This is a genomic window from Rhodococcus sp. DMU1 (assembly GCF_012272955.1).
Classification (GTDB): domain Bacteria; phylum Actinomycetota; class Actinomycetes; order Mycobacteriales; family Mycobacteriaceae; genus Rhodococcus; species Rhodococcus aetherivorans.
Genome location: NZ_CP050953.1, coordinates 536,916 through 554,110, shown reverse-complemented (window position 1 = coordinate 554,110; position 17,195 = coordinate 536,916). Strand labels below are relative to the sequence as shown.

Annotated in this window: 18 protein-coding genes and 1 pseudogene; 12 read left to right on the top strand and 7 right to left on the bottom strand. The window is 66.2% G+C overall.

The window, feature by feature from the left end:
• The first annotated feature begins 60 nt into the window (after positions 1-60).
• From HFP48_RS31945 to HFP48_RS30490, 4 genes are all read left to right on the top strand, one after another.
• Entirely contained in the window at positions 61-663 is a 603-nt protein-coding gene (locus HFP48_RS31945; RefSeq protein WP_246872667.1) for a hypothetical protein, read from the top strand.
• A gap of 5 nt (positions 664-668) precedes the next feature.
• Complete coding sequence (locus tag HFP48_RS30500; protein WP_246872666.1) at positions 669-1,292, top strand: hypothetical protein; 624 nt, start codon at positions 669-671, stop codon at positions 1,290-1,292.
• A gap of 207 nt (positions 1,293-1,499) precedes the next feature.
• Positions 1,500-2,861 carry a cytochrome P450 gene (locus HFP48_RS30495; protein WP_168581170.1) on the top strand — a complete coding sequence of 454 codons (1,362 nt, stop codon included), beginning with the start codon at positions 1,500-1,502 and terminating at the stop codon, positions 2,859-2,861.
• Positions 2,862-2,941: 80 nt separating this feature from the next.
• The gene (locus HFP48_RS30490; RefSeq protein ID WP_168581020.1) at positions 2,942-3,946 is read left to right on the top strand and encodes a GAF domain-containing protein; all 1,005 of its coding nucleotides are present in this window, start codon (positions 2,942-2,944) and stop codon (positions 3,944-3,946) included.
• A gap of 70 nt (positions 3,947-4,016) precedes the next feature.
• Here HFP48_RS30490 and HFP48_RS30485 read toward each other — a convergent pair whose 3' ends face one another.
• A complete protein-coding gene (locus HFP48_RS30485; protein WP_282597499.1) occupies positions 4,017-4,454 on the bottom strand; it encodes a helix-turn-helix transcriptional regulator in 438 nt (145 codons plus the stop codon).
• Between the two features lie 1,147 nt (positions 4,455-5,601).
• Between HFP48_RS30485 and HFP48_RS30480 the strand changes: the two genes are divergently transcribed.
• The 5 genes from HFP48_RS30480 (at position 5,602) to HFP48_RS30460 (ending at position 9,031) form a co-directional block, all read left to right on the top strand.
• Positions 5,602-5,943 carry a hypothetical protein gene (locus HFP48_RS30480; RefSeq protein ID WP_246872663.1) on the top strand — a complete coding sequence of 114 codons (342 nt, stop codon included), beginning with the start codon at positions 5,602-5,604 and terminating at the stop codon, positions 5,941-5,943.
• On the top strand, positions 5,940-6,446 hold the full coding sequence (locus HFP48_RS30475) for a hypothetical protein (protein ID WP_246872661.1): 507 nt from the start codon (positions 5,940-5,942) through the stop codon (positions 6,444-6,446). Before HFP48_RS30480 ends, HFP48_RS30475 begins: the two co-directional genes overlap by 4 nt.
• Positions 6,443-6,742 carry a hypothetical protein gene (locus HFP48_RS30470; protein ID WP_246872659.1) on the top strand — a complete coding sequence of 100 codons (300 nt, stop codon included), beginning with the start codon at positions 6,443-6,445 and terminating at the stop codon, positions 6,740-6,742. Before HFP48_RS30475 ends, HFP48_RS30470 begins: the two co-directional genes overlap by 4 nt.
• Before the next feature lie 713 nt (positions 6,743-7,455).
• The gene (locus HFP48_RS30465) at positions 7,456-8,499 is read left to right on the top strand and encodes a replication protein (RefSeq protein ID WP_246872657.1); all 1,044 of its coding nucleotides are present in this window, start codon (positions 7,456-7,458) and stop codon (positions 8,497-8,499) included.
• Between the two features lie 166 nt (positions 8,500-8,665).
• Positions 8,666-9,031, top strand: coding sequence for an Lsr2 family protein (locus HFP48_RS30460; RefSeq protein ID WP_168581018.1), 366 nt, complete (start codon positions 8,666-8,668; stop codon positions 9,029-9,031).
• A gap of 693 nt (positions 9,032-9,724) precedes the next feature.
• Here the strand turns inward: HFP48_RS30460 and HFP48_RS30455 are convergent.
• The 6 genes and pseudogenes from HFP48_RS30455 to HFP48_RS30435 form a co-directional block, all read right to left on the bottom strand.
• The gene (locus tag HFP48_RS30455; RefSeq protein WP_168581017.1) at positions 9,725-10,060 is read right to left on the bottom strand and encodes a hypothetical protein; all 336 of its coding nucleotides are present in this window, start codon (positions 10,058-10,060) and stop codon (positions 9,725-9,727) included.
• Positions 10,061-10,882: 822 nt separating this feature from the next.
• Positions 10,883-11,335, bottom strand: coding sequence for a hypothetical protein (locus HFP48_RS30450; protein ID WP_168581016.1), 453 nt, complete (start codon positions 11,333-11,335; stop codon positions 10,883-10,885).
• A 231-nt stretch (positions 11,336-11,566) separates the two neighbouring features.
• Positions 11,567-12,031: pseudogene (locus HFP48_RS31940) on the bottom strand (transposase); the annotation flags it as partial.
• Between the two features lies 1 nt (position 12,032).
• The gene (locus HFP48_RS31935; protein WP_246872655.1) at positions 12,033-12,836 is read right to left on the bottom strand and encodes a transposase; all 804 of its coding nucleotides are present in this window, start codon (positions 12,834-12,836) and stop codon (positions 12,033-12,035) included.
• A gap of 238 nt (positions 12,837-13,074) precedes the next feature.
• Positions 13,075-13,302 (bottom strand): hypothetical protein, encoded by a 228-nt coding sequence (locus HFP48_RS30440; protein ID WP_065922166.1) that lies wholly within the window; start codon positions 13,300-13,302, stop codon positions 13,075-13,077.
• Between the two features lie 828 nt (positions 13,303-14,130).
• On the bottom strand, positions 14,131-14,508 hold the full coding sequence (locus HFP48_RS30435) for a VOC family protein (protein ID WP_168581015.1): 378 nt from the start codon (positions 14,506-14,508) through the stop codon (positions 14,131-14,133).
• 831 nt (positions 14,509-15,339) lie between these two features.
• Here HFP48_RS30435 and HFP48_RS30430 point away from each other — a divergent pair.
• From HFP48_RS30430 to HFP48_RS30420, 3 genes are all read left to right on the top strand, one after another.
• A complete protein-coding gene (locus tag HFP48_RS30430; RefSeq protein ID WP_168581014.1) occupies positions 15,340-15,939 on the top strand; it encodes a DNA-binding protein in 600 nt (199 codons plus the stop codon).
• A gap of 7 nt (positions 15,940-15,946) precedes the next feature.
• Entirely contained in the window at positions 15,947-16,591 is a 645-nt protein-coding gene (locus HFP48_RS30425) for an RES family NAD+ phosphorylase (RefSeq protein WP_210432861.1), read from the top strand.
• Between the two features lie 168 nt (positions 16,592-16,759).
• Positions 16,760-17,062 carry a type II toxin-antitoxin system RelE/ParE family toxin gene (locus HFP48_RS30420; protein WP_246872726.1) on the top strand — a complete coding sequence of 101 codons (303 nt, stop codon included), beginning with the start codon at positions 16,760-16,762 and terminating at the stop codon, positions 17,060-17,062.
• Positions 17,063-17,195 lie beyond the last annotated feature (133 nt).

Here is a 17,195-nt window from a genome sequence, read left to right as displayed (position 1 = left end):
GACGCGTCGTCTGTTCTGGTCCGGGGCAATTGTGGAAGTTCGACGTCTGGAGCTCTAGCCATGACAGTTCACAAATTCGTTCTCATTGGGGGCCTTGCCGGAGCGGCAATTGCGCTGGTGGCTTACTCCGTGTTGGGCCACGGCGACACCGGTAACGTCCATATCGCAGCACCAAGGGCGTCGCCGCACGAAGCCATACCGACCACCTCCCCGGTTGAAGCCACGCTACCCGATATGGACTCAGCGGGGCTGGACCAATCCGAGGCGGCGTTCGAGGCAGAAAACGCTGCGCGCCAAGGGCTTACCGTGGCGTTCACCTGGTACCCGGAGACTGACGCCACCGCCAATGATGCCTTCGCCCGCGCGCGCCCCTGGCTCACCCACTCCCTCGCCGAGCGCATGCTCGTCGATGCACGCACCGAACACGGCCCCAGCTTGCAGTGGGGCCAGTGGGCCAGCAAGGGAACCAAAGTCGTCGCTGACGTGAGTATCGGCTGCTCAGGATGCCCGCCGGACAGCAGCACCGCACTCCGTCGTGTGGCCACCATTAGACAGACCGCGATCACGGCCGACCGTACTGAAGCCATCGACTCGGACATCACCGTATGGGTGACGTTGACCAAGAACGTCGATCAATGGCTCATCGACGAGATCCACTATTAATCGCGATGTTCAGCAATACTCACCGACCTAATTGGAGCGACTACCTCATGACCCGGAAAGCTTTTGCCATCGCGTTGATCAGCGCTGCCACAGCAGTCGGTATGGCCGCGTGCAGCAGTGAAACCACAGGAGACAGCGTCCCCGACGGTCCAATCACGATGGTGGCTGACGCGCCTGTTCGTCCATTTGACAGCAGCGGGCTCATTGCGCAGGTTCAGCGCCGCAACGTCACTGCAATTGTTGAGACCGTTCGAGCACGCGGCGGCAACGACGATGACATCCTTGCCGCGTTGATCGCGGGAAAGGCGGAGACCGAGTGGCTTTCCGGTGGCTCGAACGGTACACCGGGAGACTTGCAAGACATCTACGGTTGGTGGTTCAGGTACAACCTCGCCGTCGACTCCACAGATGCCGTCGTTGCCGCGACCCACTCCTTCATGGATGTCGCCGCTACTGTGACCGGGAACGAAAACGACCCGGTCGCGTACTCCCTGGCTGTCCAACGCGCTGATCCTCGCCGATATGACGAGAAGTACCACTTCCCCGGAGAAGGACCCACCGCTGAAGCGGCATATGTCGAGGCGCTGCCAATCGCTCAGGCTGCACTCACGGAACTATCCAACCAGTAGGGGTTCAGGCACGACCACGGACGCGTCTGAAGAGTGACTGTTTCTGGAGATAATCACCAACCTCACGTCTTGTGGATAGGGCAGTGGATTCTGCGGTTCCCGATATGGTCCGGCAGACTCGGGTCTATGACTTCAGTGGGGAGCCATGCCTCGGAGAACGCAAACGCCAACGCCAGGGCAGGGAGCAGAGAACAAGTGAACACCGAGATGCCGCATCCGTCGTGGCGGTTGCCGCTCCTCGGAGATGTACTGCGCCTCGATCCTCGGCGACCGGTACAGCGCGAGGCACAGTTCGTGCGCGAGCTCGGGGACGTGTTCGAGATCAGCATCGTTGGCCGCAAGGTAGTCGTGGTCGGTGGAGGCGACGCGGCAGCGGAGGTTTTCGACGAATCCCGGTTCGCCAAGGCGGTCGTCCCACCGGTGAGCAACCTGCGCGAGCTGGCCGGGGACGGATTGTTCACCGCGTTCAACAGTGAGCCAGCCTGGGCCCAGGCACACAACGTGCTGATGCCGTCGTTCAGCCAGCCGTCGATGCGCAGCTATCACGATGTGATGGTCGAGTGTGTCGACGGGCTGTGCGAATATTGGGCCGATCAGGCCTCCCACGGTCCGGTGGACGTTTCCTCGGATATGAATCGGCTGACGTTGGAGGTCATCGGACGCACCGGCTTCGGGTACAGCTTCGACTCGTTCTCGGCCGGTCGGCATCCGTTCGTCGAGTCGATGACGCGGGCGCTGTCGTTCGTGTCGCAGTCGGCGAACGATCTGCCGGTCATCCGGGAGATCTTCGGGTGGAAGGCGTTGCGCCAACATCCCAAGGACATTGCGCTGATGCAGCGCACCGTCGACGAGGTGATCGCGGCACGCCGCAACGGCCAGTCACCGCGGCAGGACGACTTGCTGCAGCGGATGCTGGAGCACCCGGACCCGGAGACCGGTGAGCTGTTGTCGGATCAGAGTATCCGCAATCAGGTGCTGACCTTTCTGGTGGCCGGGCACGAGACGACGGCAGGCCTGCTGTCGTTCGCGCTGCACTACCTTTCGCTGCATCCCGAGATGGTCGAGCGAGCGCGGACGGAAATAACCCAGGTGCGCGACGGCAGCGGCCCGCTCCGGTTCGAGCAGGTGGCGAAGCTGCGCTACCTCCGCCGTATCGTCGACGAGACACTGCGGCTGTGGCCGTCCGGCCCGGCGTTCTTCCGCAAGGCCCGGACGGACACGATGCTGGCCGGCTACCCGATGGGCAAGGGCCAGACGGTTCTGGTGGTGTTGCTGGCGTTGCACCGCGACCCGAAGCTGTGGGGCGAGAACACCGAGACCTTCGACCCGGACCGGTTCCTGCCTGCGGCCGTGCGTGCCCGTCCGGCCCACGCGTACAAGCCGTTCGGGGTAGGGGCTCGGGCCTGCATCGGCCGGCAGTTCGCGTTGCATGAGGCGGTCCTGGCGCTGGCGGAGATCCTCACTCGTTTCGAGGTCGCGCCGGTGCCGGGCTATGAGATGTCGGTGACCGAATTGTTGACGATCCGGCCGGAGAACTTGCGGTTGGAGCTATGCCTTCGTGAGCGATAATCCTTTTAACGGTCGATCAGTTTTGTTTTGGTTATAATGCCACCTTGCATCGAGAGCGAGAACAAGGACGGGGGTCCTCGATGGGCACGTGGCATTTGATCGAAACGTTGGCCGAAGGCACGGCAACCCTAGTTGCATCCGACGGTCAGCCGAAGGAACTGACCTCAATTCGGCGGCTGCCCCCAGCACCAGACATCCAGCTGGAACCCCTGGTGGCGCACGTCCGGCAAAGCCGCGCGCCGTTCGACGGGGTGTTGGCCTCGGCGAAAAAGCGACAGTCGTGGCGGATCTATGCCTGGCCGATCATCGGCCCGTTCCGCGAAGTCCACGGCATTCATTTGTGGATCGGAGATCCGGACGAGGAACCTACGAAACGGCGCCTCACCTCGGGCGTTGCCTGGATGGTAAAGGAGATGCTGATCTACCAGACGTGGGAGTCAGGGGCGATGTCAGGCACACTGCTCGAGGACTGGCTACCCACGGCCACGCCTGCGGATTACATCAACCGTGCAATCCACTTCGAGCGGGAAACCGACTTTCTGAACCTGGCGCTCAACCCGCGACCTGGAGGAGTGCTGAGTACCTGGTTCTCGGTCCGCCACGACCACGGTCATGCGATGCAGTGGCAGGTCGTGCTGCGCTCGATGGAGGACAGCTCCGGGGTGCGGGTGCTCTACCACGACACGTCCGATGTACTGCCGCCGTCAGCCCCTTCCCTCGCAGCTCTCGGCCTGCGTGATGGCCTACTGGGCGCGGAGGTGTACGTTGCGCTGCTCGAAGCCCGGCGAGGCATCATTGCGATGTGGATCGGTCGGCCAGCGCCATGGGTGGAATGGCAGTATTCGCACGTGACCGGCCCAGTAATATACCCAGAGGATCTATCGCGCCTCCAAGAAGCAGCCCGGCGCATTGAGAACGGTGCAGCACCCGAGGTCACCGAGCTTGTCCGACTTCATGGAGCCGGCGGCGCGTGGGTCAAGGCCACCGTGACGCTGCGTCCGTTCCAGCTGCCCAATCGGCCACCACACGCAGATCTCCTCCTCGCCCAGATTGCTCATGCCGACGGCCCTGAGCCGATCCAGTAGGGCCGGAATTCATGACGGCATCGAAACCAGGGGCCCATCACAATACGTGGAGATATTTTAGGGAGCCTTTCTAAAGTCGACGCACCTCGTCCTGGCGTGTCGCGCGGTCACGCTCCCATACCGTCTTGATAAGCGAGGGCTTAACGCCATACAAGTTCGCCATCTCGTTTGCCCGGCTCTTGTCGTAATCCTTGCGCCCTTTCTCGATACGGCCGAGCACTGTTGCAGAGATGCCGAGTGCACGAGCAGCTCCCTCTTGCGTGAAGCCGGCTAGCGCCCGGAGATCTCCCAGAGACTGTCGCGCTGAAGGTATGGGGGCTAGGTCGGGGACGGTCACGTTGAGGACCTCCGCAACACGCTTCAGCAGAGGTGGGGTAGGCGAAGCCCTCCCGGTTTCCCATGCGGAGACGGTCTGCTCAGAGACGCCTGCCGCGTCGGCAAGGTCAGCCATCGTGAGATCAAGGGAATCACGGTATCTGCGCAGGCGAGCCCCACTGAAGCCACGCATCCCGCTTCGTGCCAACTCCACTCCCAGGTCTTCGGTACTTCCGCCGCGCACCATTGTGCCGCCCGGATGCGCCACGTCAGAGCGCTAGTGTTTAGAATTATGGGGTGTTACTCTAGGGGCGCAATCAAGAAAACCCTGCTACAGGAGGAAATCCTGGGGAGGAGAGGCAGCGATGGTGTTGCACGACTCCAACGACTCTGCCTACCATCCGGCCGCGCCCCTAATGGGGTTTCCCGAGGTCTGTCGCGGTCGGCCCGGACGTAGCACCAATGCAATGGCGGAGCTCTACCCAGAGCTGGCTACGTAGTCGGGGGACACATGCACATCACCGTTCATCTGGGCATTCACCTATGCCCCATGCCGCTTGTCGCATTCACAGGTCGCGCTGGCGACGTCACTGCCCCTTTTCCTCAGAAGCTGCAAGGCACCCGACGGCAGCCCGGGGAAGTTATGGAACGCCATCCGGATTCGGCGCTGCCCAGCACGAGCCTCATAATGCGCGACCCGGATTCCCTTCATCGGCGGATTGCTTCGTTCCTGACTCTCCAAAAGGCGCCAGCCCGTTGACCTCTCGAAGACAGAAAAGAGCGCACGCATATAGGGGCGTGGTCCCCGGCTGTTCTCAGCAGCCGGGGACCAAGAGCCATCCGACTGTTCTCAGCAGTCGGAGAAGCAACGAGACCACTGGGTTCATGGCCCAGAAGGTCTCCTGTGCAGAAATGAGGACTCTGCCATGCATACGTTAACCGGTGCCCGCGTGGCACGCCTAGATCCGGCTCGCAATAGCGACCAGACGCCACCGCCGATGGGGGAACTACACCGGATCGTGGCTGCTCATACTCGCACCGAAGCGGGTGAACGCTGCTCGTCGTGCGGGTTCGTCTACGACAAGACCCATCCGTTGTGTCCGGAGGCCGCTAAGGCCCTGCGTGTGCTGGCCGGCCGCAGCCCCCGGCAGCACAGGACCGGCGCGTCTCCGTTGTCGGCATATTCGGACACGGATCTGCTTCGTCTGGCTGGGCAGCATCGCCCGGCACGTGGTGGACATCGATGTGCTCGCTGCGGCCTGTCGTATACCGGCGGGTGCGCGGAGTGTCCGACGTTGCGCGCTGTGCGGGGCGAGCTCGAAGCGCGTGGATTCGTCCCGATGACCGGCCGCCCCGGTCGGGGCCTGTGCGCCGGTAAGGGCCGGTGGTGGGAGATCGAGGGCAACGGCCCGACGGAGTGGAAGCGGGCCATCGACACCTGCTACGGGTGCCCGTTGTTCGCCGCCTGCCACCGGGCCATGAACACGGCGATGCAGCGTGGCGAGCCGCCGGCCTCGCTGATCATGGGAGGGATCGCCTTCGACTCGAACAGCAACGTCATCCCCACCACTCAGCTCGATGCGTACAGCCAGCGCCGCGCCGGCAAGGGCATCTCGAACCGCCCGCCCCGCGAGGTGACGGGACAGGGTCCGGACGGTCGGATCGGGGTGAGGGCGGCATGAGGGGCGCGATTGCCGACATGGTCTTGGCGATGGCCGATGGGCGGCTCGAGGCCCCGGCGCCGGATACCGCCGATCCGGTCCAGCGGTGGGAGTGGTTCGCCGATCTGTACACGCATCCCCGCTGGGGCCTCGTCGCCGCCGTCTCAGCCTTCCCCACTGACCTGGGTGATGTCGTCGCGGACGCGTGCCGCGCGGTACCGCACCAGCACGGCGGCGATGCGTTGATTGCCGAGCGGTGGGGGTGGCTGGCGCACCGGGCGCGCACCCAGTTGAAGCAGACGGTGTCGGTGGCTGAGCTGCACGCGTGGAGCGCGATCACCTTCACCGCCCTCGACGCTGACGATCACCTGCACGGTCGGCCGTTCGGCGGCACGGAGGCGGTCACCACCGTCTTCAGTGCGGTCCTGGCGGCGCAGCCCCCGGCGCTGGCGGGCGAGCTCATCGCTGCCGCGGTCGACGGGTGGTCGGCCCGGTGCCTGCAGGAGGCGGGGTGGATGGCGTGATTGACATTGTCTGCGTCGACCGCAGCGGTCGACGCTGGGCCTTGGTGCCGGTCGGTGGCACGGTGCGGGCCCGGCTTGTTGCCGGCACCTGCTCGCCCGCGGTGATGGCGGTCGACGAACTCGTTCGCGCTCATGGGCCGCTGGTCCTGTCCCTCGCCGCGCACCCGCAGTGCGCCGGGGCGTGTGCCGCGTTCGTCGACACCGTCGATCTGGTCGCCTCGGATCCGGAAACCGCCTCGGTAGAGCAGATCCGAGCGGTCAGCGCCTTCGCCCGCCGGATCCTCACCGCGGACTGACCCTCCCGGCGACACCCCGCGTGCGATACGGCCAGGACCCGACCCACCATTCACGGTCCGCGCCACCCTCGTTCGCTCGTGTCGCCCAGCCGTCTCCACCGTCGGGAGAGGGTCTTCTCCCGGGTGGGTCTCTATCGCCATGTCGTGATACCCAATTCCACAGCGCAGACCCCTCACCACACGCGAGAGCACCACCGCTTCAGTGGTTTCGGCGCAGAAAGACCTCTGGGGAGGACCCCACTGGGATCCTCCCCATCTCGCAGCGACCGCTTTCGCCGAGCGGCCCGCACTTGAGGGTGAGTTTGCGGAAGTAGCAGCTTCCCCAAACTCGTACTGCCACATCCCCGAAGGGACATACCTTGCCAGGTACGTCTCAGGGTAACGCACACCCTGAACCGGACACAACGAACCAACCCACCATCACACCCAGCGCGCCCGCGCCCCCTTCGCGCACCCCCGCCCCACCACCGAGTGACCGCGAGTGGGACACCCTCGTCGCCCGGGCGACCGCGGCCGTCGACACCCTCCACTCCCTCAACATCAGCACCGGCCAACGCGGCCGCAGCTTTACTCTGCCCGTCCCCGACGGCACACAAGCCTGCATCCCCATCTGGTCCGGCCGCACCGTCTGGCTCCGCCAACTGCGCCATGCCCTCACCACCCACTCCGGTCGAGAAGCCCTTCGCGAGCAGCACATCAGCGTCGACCGGCTGATGGCCGTGGCTGCAGCCCACGCCCACTACGCCGACTCCGGCACCGGCCGCAGTGTCACCGCTTCCCGCACCACCCTCGCCACCCGGGCCGGCGTCTCGGTCTCCACCGTCAACCGCGCCCGTCGCGTCCTACGCACCCTCGGCGCCGCCCACGAACTCGTCCGCGGCCGCACCCTCACCCACGCCGAATACCTGGCCGCCGAACTCCACCACGGCGGCCCCCAACACCGCGCCGCGTCCGTCTGGGCGCTCAGCTCCCCCGCCGCCCTCGTCGCCACCACACCGCGCACCCCACCTCGACGCCGCCACCGCAGCCGCGCACACACCCGCACCCTCCGCTACCGCGCCCGGCACCCCCGCCCCCACACCACCACCGCGGCCGGCACAGCATCGGCGCGTCCCCAGGTCCGCGGGCGTGACACCCTATCCCCTGGTTCTTCTGTTCAAGAACTTCATCTTTCGTCTGGAAGTACTCACCAACGCGCACGCGCGCGCACTCTCACCACAACCCGATCACAGCCGCGACCGATCGGCCTGCAACGCGCCGCCGCCGCCCTCGTCGCCGCAGCTCCGGCGGTGACCCCGCACCGCCATATCGGCACGATCTGCGACGTGTTGACCCGCGCCGGCATCGACACCACCCGCTGGAGCGGCCGCGACATCGCCCACCACCTCACCCGCGACACCGTCGCCCGCAACTGGACCTGGCCCGCCACCGGCGAACTGCATTCCCCCACCGGATACCTCGCCTGGCGCCTGCACCGCGTCGACTGGACCGGCCCCTCCCCCACCGAACACGCCCACACCGCCCGGAAGCAGCGCCTGCGCGAGCACGCCGAACGCGCGGCCGCATGCCACCGTCAGCGCCAGACGATCGCCAGCGCCGAGCACCGCGCCGCGATGCTCGCCCAGTGCCGCCGCACACTCCGCACTGCCCGATCCCACGCGCCGGACTCGCCGCCGCGGCATACCGAACCGACCGGAACGCACAGTGCGTGCATCACCACATCGGACAAACCACACGCTGAGGCCCGATTGGACTAATATCGTGGACAGTCCACTCGCCCCTGTCGACACTGACGTCTCTTCTCCCGCCCGCACGGCACCCTGACAGGATCCAGGATGTGCACTGGCACCAGCGGTTTGAGTAAGAGAGTTGGATATCGATACGGTGACAAGTGGATACGATGGATAGGAAAGGACGGGGATTGTGGCACTACGCACCATTGTCACCTACTACGACGATCTCGACGGCAAGCCGATCGACGACGGCCTGGCGCAAACCTTCGAATTCACCGTCGACGGAGTCACCTACGAACTCGACCTGCGGCCGGCCAACGCCGACGCCTTCCGTCAAGACCTCACCCACTGGATCACCATCGCCCAACGCCAAAAGCGCGACGCGACCCGGCGACCCCCCACCACCGGAACCCGCAAGCGCCGCAAAACCGTCGCCGGCACGAAAGAACAGCTCGCCGCCATCCGATCCTGGGCCAAGACACACGGCTACCAAGTCTCCGACCGCGGCCGCATCCCGCAGCACGTGATCGACCAGTTCGAAGCGGCCCACCGCTGACCACCGTCCCCGAGCAACTCCACCGCGCAGGTCCTCGACTGCATACACACCGCCGCGCGAGTACTCACTGTCCGCACTCCCTGGTCAGCCCGACACACGGACACGCTCACTGACGCCCCGCCCTGCGGGGCGTCCCCACCCTCACAAGACCCCACATGCGACGCGATCACCACGGGCGGTCGACTCAGCACATGGCGATGCGTCCCTCACACCCACGCTCACGACGCCGCACGACAGGGGCTCATCCGCCGAAACGCGGTACGCCGCCGACATCGCGGGGCTTTGAGAGCCACTCATCGGCCATCACGGCCCCCACACTCGACATCGATGGGGACATCATGACCACTCCCGGCACCTACCGTCAGACCGGACACACCACGCAGCAACCGCGACACACCGGCCACCCGGGCGGGACAACACCGCCCACGCGCAGCACCCACCGCGCCCCGGCCCGATACGACGCTTCCGGTTCGGCCGCGCACCGGCCATCGCGCCCGCACCCCGACGGCCCCACCTACACCGAAGCGATCCATCAGCAACTCTTCAGCGACTTCCGCCCAGCCCGCCGATAGGCAGCAGCCTCGTCGCGGACCATGGATCCACCGAGCCGGCGAGTGACCGCGTGGGCACCCCGGTCCCCGCTGTACTCACCGATGCGCCCACTCCCCGGGAATGCTCACTCACCGGAAATGCTCACTGCGCATCCGGTTCCTCGACGAGGCGCCGGATATCGTCGAGCAACCGCCCAGCCTCCCCGGTGTCGTCCCCGGTGACGTGCGCATGCAGATTCAGATAGTTCCGCACCCGGTCGAGCTGGTCCTCCGCACGCTCGGCACGCCGTTGCGCGAACTGTGCCGCGTCGAACAGGCGCTGTGATTCGGTGTCGGCTGCATCCAGTGCCTCGAGCAGCAGCGGATACAGCGCCACCATTTCCTGCACCGTCTCACGCGACAGGTTGCCACTGCCGGAGTCCTGGTAGTTCTGCCAGAGCAGGCGGGCGTTGGCACGCTGCACAGTCGTCAAGGTCATCGCATTCCTCCTGATCCAGCTGTCATCTCCACGTCCTGCTCCCCACGATCCTCCAAGATCACCGTCGATAACAGGAAGGCCTGGACTCCACCTGCAGTGCTCACCACAACGTCTCTGTCGACAGCGCTCCGTCGAGCACGCCCACCCGATACGCGACGGGCTCGGCTGTGCCTAGCCGCGCGTTGACGGGCCCTTCCACTGCGTAGTCAGTCGGGCTCGGGTGACCACACAATCCCCCATGCGAAAAAACATATGTTTCCCCATGCCTTGACCCATACCTTGACCCATACCTCGTGGAGGTGGCGACCTTGCCGTCTTCCTGCGGTCGGCAGCGCTACGCCCCGCCACGGCCGGGGAGCGCAGCCCGGATCCGTGTCCACCTGGTCACACCATCGAGACATCGCACCCCAGGATCGGCCATACGGCTCCACCTGATGCAAGCCTCGACTTCACCCGACCGGACCCACGTCGATGATCGCCTCACCCAAGGGCACACCGATTTACCGCGGTAAACCGCAGCTTCTTCCTCGCGAAGCAAGCAATGGGCACCTGCCAATAAACTTCGGTTCCAGCCCATCGGTGACGTGCTGCAACGGCTCAGCCCCAACGACAGACACAAGTTCAGATACTCACCGCCGCAACCGTCGCCCGCCACCGCACACACTCCGACACCATCACCACGACCGCCCCCGCCCGTACGACGGCCCCGGTATCGCGCCCGGCCGGACCCGCCCCTTCGGGCCACCGCCGAAGTCGCGCCGATCGAGCGGGCGGAACACCGCCCCCGCCGAAACAGGTGCCCACACCGGTCCGGGGTGCGCGTCAGGCCAACTTCCGGGCCCGCCCGGGCACCCGCCGCCGGTACCGCAGCACCAGGGCCGTTCGCGCCGCGGCGGCGACAGGTCCGTAGGGCAGGGAGAACCCAACCCAGAAGACGGTCTCGGCCGGCAGCAGCACCAGCGCCAGGGCCGCGCCGGCCCGGCGCTGCCGCCACAGCAGCGCCCCGGCACCACACTCGGCGGCGCAGACCACCACGAACGCCGACAGCAACGGCACGGTGGTGCGGATCCCGCACCGGTTCTCGAACACGCCGTGGCCGTAGGTCGGATAGCCCAGGAACGTGGCGATCTCGCCGTGCCGGACCAGGTGCGCGATCGCGTAAAGCCCCGGCAGCCCGAAACCGAGCCCCGAAGACCACGCGAGGACGGCGGCGGATCTGGCCAGCACCTCGTCGCCGCCGGGGCGATACGCAGAACCGAACGCCGTCCGTTCCATGATCCGCAGAACACGACTGGGCAGGGCTACCGGGGTGGGAGGCAGGGTGCTCCGGCCAGGGCCTCCGCATCTAGCCTGGACATCACGGTCAGCCAGATATCTGTCCGAGGGTGAAGAGATCGTTGCCCTCCGTCCACCCAGGAGGAGGCCGCTAATCCGAAAATGAGGCGACCTGCGCACGGGTGCGAACACGTGCCAGCTCCCGGCGGAGCGGGCGTGTCGTGGTGCGGGTCAGGCGGCCGGTGTCAAGGTGACGGAGTACCCGAGGGCTTCGAGTTGACGAATGTGACTGTGTTTCCGTCTGTCCGGATCGAGGTGGCGGGTGAAGTGATCGGCACCGAGATCGGCAAAAGCTGCGTTCTCGTCGGAGAGCAGATGCCAGACGATGATCAGGATCGAACGCCCGACAGCGACGATGGCTCGCTTCTTCCCTCGTCGTCTGGCGATCCGCCGATACCTGGCACCGAGAAACGTGTCGGTGCGGCCCGCAATCACGGCGGCCTCTCCTAGAACCCGGGCAAGGTAGCGGTTGCCGTGCCCGGTCGAACCGTTGCCCTTGGACTTACCCGCGGAGGAGTGGACACCGGGAGAGAACTTCGCCCAGGAGCACAAGTGCCCGGCGGTCGGGAACCGCGACATGTCCACCCCGATTTCGGCGAGAATGATCGCGGCGGCCACCAGCCCGATCCCCGGGATCTCATCCAGTTGCGCCGCCGCCTGCGCGAAAGGGACCAGCTGCGCCTCGATCTGTTCGTCGACCGCGGCGATGTCGGCGTCGATCGCATCGATCCGGCCCAGCATCCGCGTGAGCAGGAACGCGTGGTGGTCGTCGAAGTGCCCACTCAGCGCCTCCTCGAGCAGGCCGATCTTCGCCCGCATCCTCGACCGGGCCAGCTGTGCGAGGACTTTTCCGATCCCGCTCGCCGGCGATCAATGCGGCCATCATCTCCCGCCCGGAGACACCGAAGATGTCCGAGGCCACGACGGAGAGTTTGATGCAGGCATCCTCGAGCAGTTTCTCGACCCGGTTCTTTTCCGCTCCGCGGGCACCGACCAGGTCGACGCGGTAGCGGGTCAGATCCCGCAGCTGACGGATAGGACGTGGTGGTACGAAGCTCGGGCGCAGCATCTGTCGTTCGGCGACCTTGCACAACCAGACCGCATCGAGGACGTCGGTCTTGGGGCGTCCCGGCAGATGCTTCACGTCGCGGGCATTGACCAGCCACGGGTCGAGTCCGTGTGCTTCGAGCAGGTAGAACACCGGCTTCCAGTAGTCCGACGTCGCTTCCATCACCACGCGTTCGACACCCGACTCGACGAGGTGGTTGGCCAGTTCGGTCAACGCCCGCGTCATCGTCGTATGGGTGGACACCTCCTGCATCCGTTTCCTCCGATTGCCCATAGCGGGAATCCGGACACAGCACACCACCTCGGCCTTGCCGATATCGAGGGCGGCGACCCGGGAGATGATCTGTTCCTCGTCGTGAGACTCGATCAGCATCGTGTTCTCCTCATCGACGCACACCGTGTGATCGGGGTGGTCGCCCGTGGGGGTCACCGGGGTGAAACAGAATCTAATCCTCGTGCTCTACAACCATCGGCAACAGTGAAGGGCCCACGGCGTGACCCCCAACGCCCGGCTAGACGACGGCCTCGAAGGACCATAGTGGCACGGCGTCGACGGGCGACCACCACACCATTTTCACCCCGGAACGGGCGTCCCGACAGGGACATATTGGCTAGACGACAAAGCCTGCCTCGTGCAGGGCGATGAAAGCGATGGTGATCGCCATCAACGCGTACACGGTCACCATCGCCACTTTGGCGGTTCTCTCGCTCGTGGGCGGAAACACCCGGAGAACCGGCTTCGAATACGCGACCGGTCGACGCTGTTGCGACCGCGAGGTGAGTGCGAAAGCTGTGGTGACAGCACCGCTACGGTACGGCTCCGTCGGATTCGTAGTCATCGCACACATCCTCTCCGCGCCGAACTAGCCTCAATAGTAGGCGCGTGAGGTGCCACGGAGCGCGCGGATAGTGGACAGGGTGCCAATCGCGGCCGGCGGCCGCATGGGGCACTGAACGGATCGAGGCCCGGCAGTCCCGACACGACTACCGACGAAGGTGGCCGCTGCCGTCGGTCGCGCTCGTCCAGCGCGTGTTTCCTACGCCCGACGGGCAGCACCACGAGACCATCGCGAGCACCTGCCCACCCGCGCCTCACAGACCGACGACGAGCCAGCACAGGCCCTCGCCGGACGCATCGAGCACCTCCACCGGATCAGCAACGCCCCGTCACGGACGTCCTCGCCGATTTCGCGCAGCGCTCCAGGTCCACAGCCCCCGCGACCATGCTGCTCGCCGAGCTCGACCGCGTCGCTGCCGACCGCCGCGACCTCACCAACCCCGACGCCACCGAATGGACCGCTGCGCCCGTTTCCGACACCGAGACCAGGCGCGGCCCCCGAAGAGGACACCGAGGTGGGGACGACCCTGACCAGCAGCCCCGCCGGGCGGGACGTCGCGGCGATGAGCATCGTGCCCAGCAACACCCGGCGTGGCGCAGGCGGCCAGATAACCCAGTTGCCTTGTATGCCTTGAATATCGGCACGGTCTCCGGCAGCCGGGCTCACCTGGGACGGTGGTCGGGCATCCACACGGTGTCCGGGCCCGCGGAAGGCGGCCCGAGCCGCTTTGCTGCAGGTGCGCGGTTACCGCCGCAGGAGAGGCGCGCCAGTCGTAGTCGGTCCGGCTCACGCTCAGTCGCATGAGGTGCGCTGTTTGCCGGTCGTCGGTCAGCCGCCATAGGGGCGGGTGATGATCTCGAGGTTGTGCCCATCCGGGTCGGACCAGTACACCCCCCGGCCGCCGTCGTTGTGATTGATCGTGCTGGGCTGCTGGTGCCCGGGATCAGCCCAGTAGTCCAGGCCTCGCTGTGTGATCCGCTCGAAGATCCGGTCGAACTCGTCCTCCGAGACGAGGAAGGCGTAATGCTGGGGCGAGATGTCCCGGCGGGCGTCGAGGAAGTCCAGCGAAACGTCGTTGCTCAGCGGCAGGACCATGAAATGGCCGAAGGGTTTCGGGTCCGGGAGCCCGAGGATGTCTGCGTAGAAGCGCGCCGAAGCCGCGCGGTCACGGACGTGGACGATGGTGTGGTTCAGCTGCACCGACATTGAGCACTTCTCCTGAAATCTATGGGGTAAGAGCGGCCACGTGTCGGTCGCACCGACGCGGTCGCGCCAGTCCGGCTCGCCCGGCACACGGTGTCGGGTGACCCGAGCCGACGTGGGCCGCGGCGTGCACGCACTGATGGATCCCCAGGCGACCGCGCCTGGCATGAAGCCGAGGCCTGGGACCGGTGAGGCCGTCTCGTCCCGACGAGCTCTCCGAACCTCGCCCGCGAATTAGTCGGGGCTGTATCAATGCGGTCCGGGGGAACGAGGTCATGCTCTTCCCATGGGAGGAGCCACATACGCATACACGTGTTGCAGGTAGGGGAATCATCAATTCGACCATCATCCGGATTATTCCGGTCCTTCACAGTTGAGGGTGTAGTCGCTGGTTGGATGGTGGCTGGCGCGTCGGTCCCGGGGCAGGTGTCGAGGTCTTCCGAAGGCGGAGGTTCCCACACCGCCCATCTGGAAGACGTCGACGTGCCTGACGCTACCTTCGGCTGCCCTGACCTGACCACGTTCTGCCCGTCGGCGTGCTGCGCGTGCACGTCCTGCTCCGCGGTGGGACGCCGGGGCCGCAGATGCTCGACCAGTTCCTCGACTGGATTCCGGCCACCCTGCTGCATGCGGAGCTGAGCAGCTACCGCCCGCTCGGACAGGTCCTGCTGGGCGGTTCGGCGTGGCGGTCGCGACAAGGACCATGCTGCCCTTCCACCTGCGTCGACGTGTGCGGATCCGCGGGCGGCGATGCCGTGCCGGGCCCGGACAACTCCCACACTCCCCTCACTAACAGGACGATATACTGTTAGTGACTGTTAGGAGGTGGTGGGAATGACCGATGTGGAGGACCGCTACCTGGCCGGTGAGGTCGACTTCGAAAGCGCCGCCGCCGATGCGCTCGACACCCCAAGCATCGATCGCCGCGATCTGCTGCCCCTGCTGCACGCGCTGCGGGTCGCCACACACCCCGCCGCGTCCCTGGCCGCCCACGAGGCCGACCTCCTCGACGCGGGCGGCGCGCCCGAATCCCCTCTCGCCCTGGCCATCGCCGTCGCCGACCGGACCGCACGGATGCGTCGCCTGCTCGACAGCGCCCTGACCGTCGAGCAGGCCGCCGAACGACTCGGCGGGGTCGGCGCCTCCCGCGTCCGACAGCGCGTCGGCGACCGCAGTCTGTGGGCGATCAAGCGAGCGAACCGGCTGCTGCTCCCCGCCGTACAGTTCACCGACGACGGCCAGGTCCCCGGCCTCGACGCCGTTCTGCGGGCCCTGCCCGAAAACATGCAGCCCCTGTCGATCCACGGTCTGCTGACGACGCCGCAACCGTCCCTTGTCGTCGACGGTGCCCCGAACTCGGTCCTCGACTGGCTGCTCACCGGCGGCACGGTCGAGGACGCCCTGTCGGTCGTCGACCAGTACCTGGCGGCCTGAGCCGCCGATGCCCCCAGCACTACCCCACCCGCCGGGTGTGAAGGCGCTCCGCGCGGACGGAATCACATCCGACGAATACCTCAGACTCGACACCGACACCCTTCTTTGGCGGGTGCACCCCACCAGCGGCGAACACGTCCTGCCGTGGAACAGGCTGCGCACCTTCGGTCCGGTCCTGCGGTTCGACCCGCACCCGATGCCGCGCAGGGGCCACGCCCGCCACGGGGTCTGGTACGGCGCCGCCGATGTGCCCGGTGCGTTGGCCGAGGCGTTCCAGACCACCCGGGTGATCGATACCCGCACCCGTGTCCCCTACCTGACCGCGGTGCGGTTCACCCGGCCCCTGCATCTCCTCGACGTCGCCGCCCACGGGCCCGGCCGATGGCCGACTCGCGTCGGAGCGAACTTCGCGCTCTCGACCGCGGCACACGGCATCGCCCAGCACTGGGCGCGCACCATCCGCGCCGCCCACCCGGATCTCGACGGGCTTGCCTACCGCGGCCGGTTCGCCGGTGAACTATGCGTCGCGCTGTTTACGCCTGCCGGCCCAGCGTTCCCGGATCGGCCCGAGATGACCCTTCCCCTCGACCACCCGGGATTCGCATCACGGTTGGCCGGAGCTGCCGACCGAATCGGCTACGCGATCGAATAACCGCCCGATCACTCGAGTGCTGCGCCCACCCGCCCTCGGACAGGAGTATCCCTGGGAGACAGAGGGTTAACCCCCAGGGATACAGCGGACAGGCAGAGGGAGTGTCAGACCTTGCGGCGATCGCGGTCCCCTCACCAGTCATCGCAATCGTCCTGAAAACTCGTCGAGCTGTCGAACGAACACCTCACCCTTCCCGAGCTCAGTACCGTCGACGATCGGCACCTCCCGCCCGGCCACCCGGTAGACGTAGGGCGAGCACTGGCTCTGCGTGGGTGTTCGCACCACAATCTCCTGGTCACCGACGCGGCCACCGACGTCAACGACCTACGAGTGCCGCCAGGCAACTGCCTGGAGGAGCTTTCCGGCGACCGGGCAGGACAGTACAGCGTGCGGATCAACGATCAGGACCGCACCTGCTTCGTCTGGCGCGGCACCGCCGCGCACGATGTCGAGATCACCGACTACCACTGAACGACGACTCAACCCAGTACCCCACCCGCCACCATCCCCCCAAGGACACAACGATGACCACAGATCTGAACTCCCCCATTCACCCTGGCGAGATCCTCACGGTACGCCGGCCGGACCGGAACCTGCCGTGCCC

Coding starts and splice junctions, on each gene's coding strand:
- HFP48_RS31945 (WP_246872667.1), top strand. CDS start 61: ATGACAGTTCACAAATTCGTTCTCATTGGGGGCCTTGCCGGAGCGGCA.
- HFP48_RS30500 (WP_246872666.1), top strand. CDS start 669: ATGTTCAGCAATACTCACCGACCTAATTGGAGCGACTACCTCATGACC.
- HFP48_RS30495 (WP_168581170.1), top strand. CDS start 1,500: ATGCCGCATCCGTCGTGGCGGTTGCCGCTCCTCGGAGATGTACTGCGC.
- HFP48_RS30490 (WP_168581020.1), top strand. CDS start 2,942: ATGGGCACGTGGCATTTGATCGAAACGTTGGCCGAAGGCACGGCAACC.
- HFP48_RS30485 (WP_282597499.1), bottom strand. CDS start 4,454: ATGCGTGGCTTCAGTGGGGCTCGCCTGCGCAGATACCGTGATTCCCTT.
- HFP48_RS30480 (WP_246872663.1), top strand. CDS start 5,602: ATGACCGGCCGCCCCGGTCGGGGCCTGTGCGCCGGTAAGGGCCGGTGG.
- HFP48_RS30475 (WP_246872661.1), top strand. CDS start 5,940: ATGAGGGGCGCGATTGCCGACATGGTCTTGGCGATGGCCGATGGGCGG.
- HFP48_RS30465 (WP_246872657.1), top strand. CDS start 7,456: ATGGCCGTGGCTGCAGCCCACGCCCACTACGCCGACTCCGGCACCGGC.
- HFP48_RS30455 (WP_168581017.1), bottom strand. CDS start 10,060: ATGACCTTGACGACTGTGCAGCGTGCCAACGCCCGCCTGCTCTGGCAG.
- HFP48_RS30450 (WP_168581016.1), bottom strand. CDS start 11,335: ATGGAACGGACGGCGTTCGGTTCTGCGTATCGCCCCGGCGGCGACGAG.
- HFP48_RS31935 (WP_246872655.1), bottom strand. CDS start 12,836: ATGCTGATCGAGTCTCACGACGAGGAACAGATCATCTCCCGGGTCGCC.
- HFP48_RS30440 (WP_065922166.1), bottom strand. CDS start 13,302: ATGACTACGAATCCGACGGAGCCGTACCGTAGCGGTGCTGTCACCACA.
- HFP48_RS30435 (WP_168581015.1), bottom strand. CDS start 14,508: ATGTCGGTGCAGCTGAACCACACCATCGTCCACGTCCGTGACCGCGCG.
- HFP48_RS30430 (WP_168581014.1), top strand. CDS start 15,340: ATGACCGATGTGGAGGACCGCTACCTGGCCGGTGAGGTCGACTTCGAA.
- HFP48_RS30425 (WP_210432861.1), top strand. CDS start 15,947: ATGCCCCCAGCACTACCCCACCCGCCGGGTGTGAAGGCGCTCCGCGCG.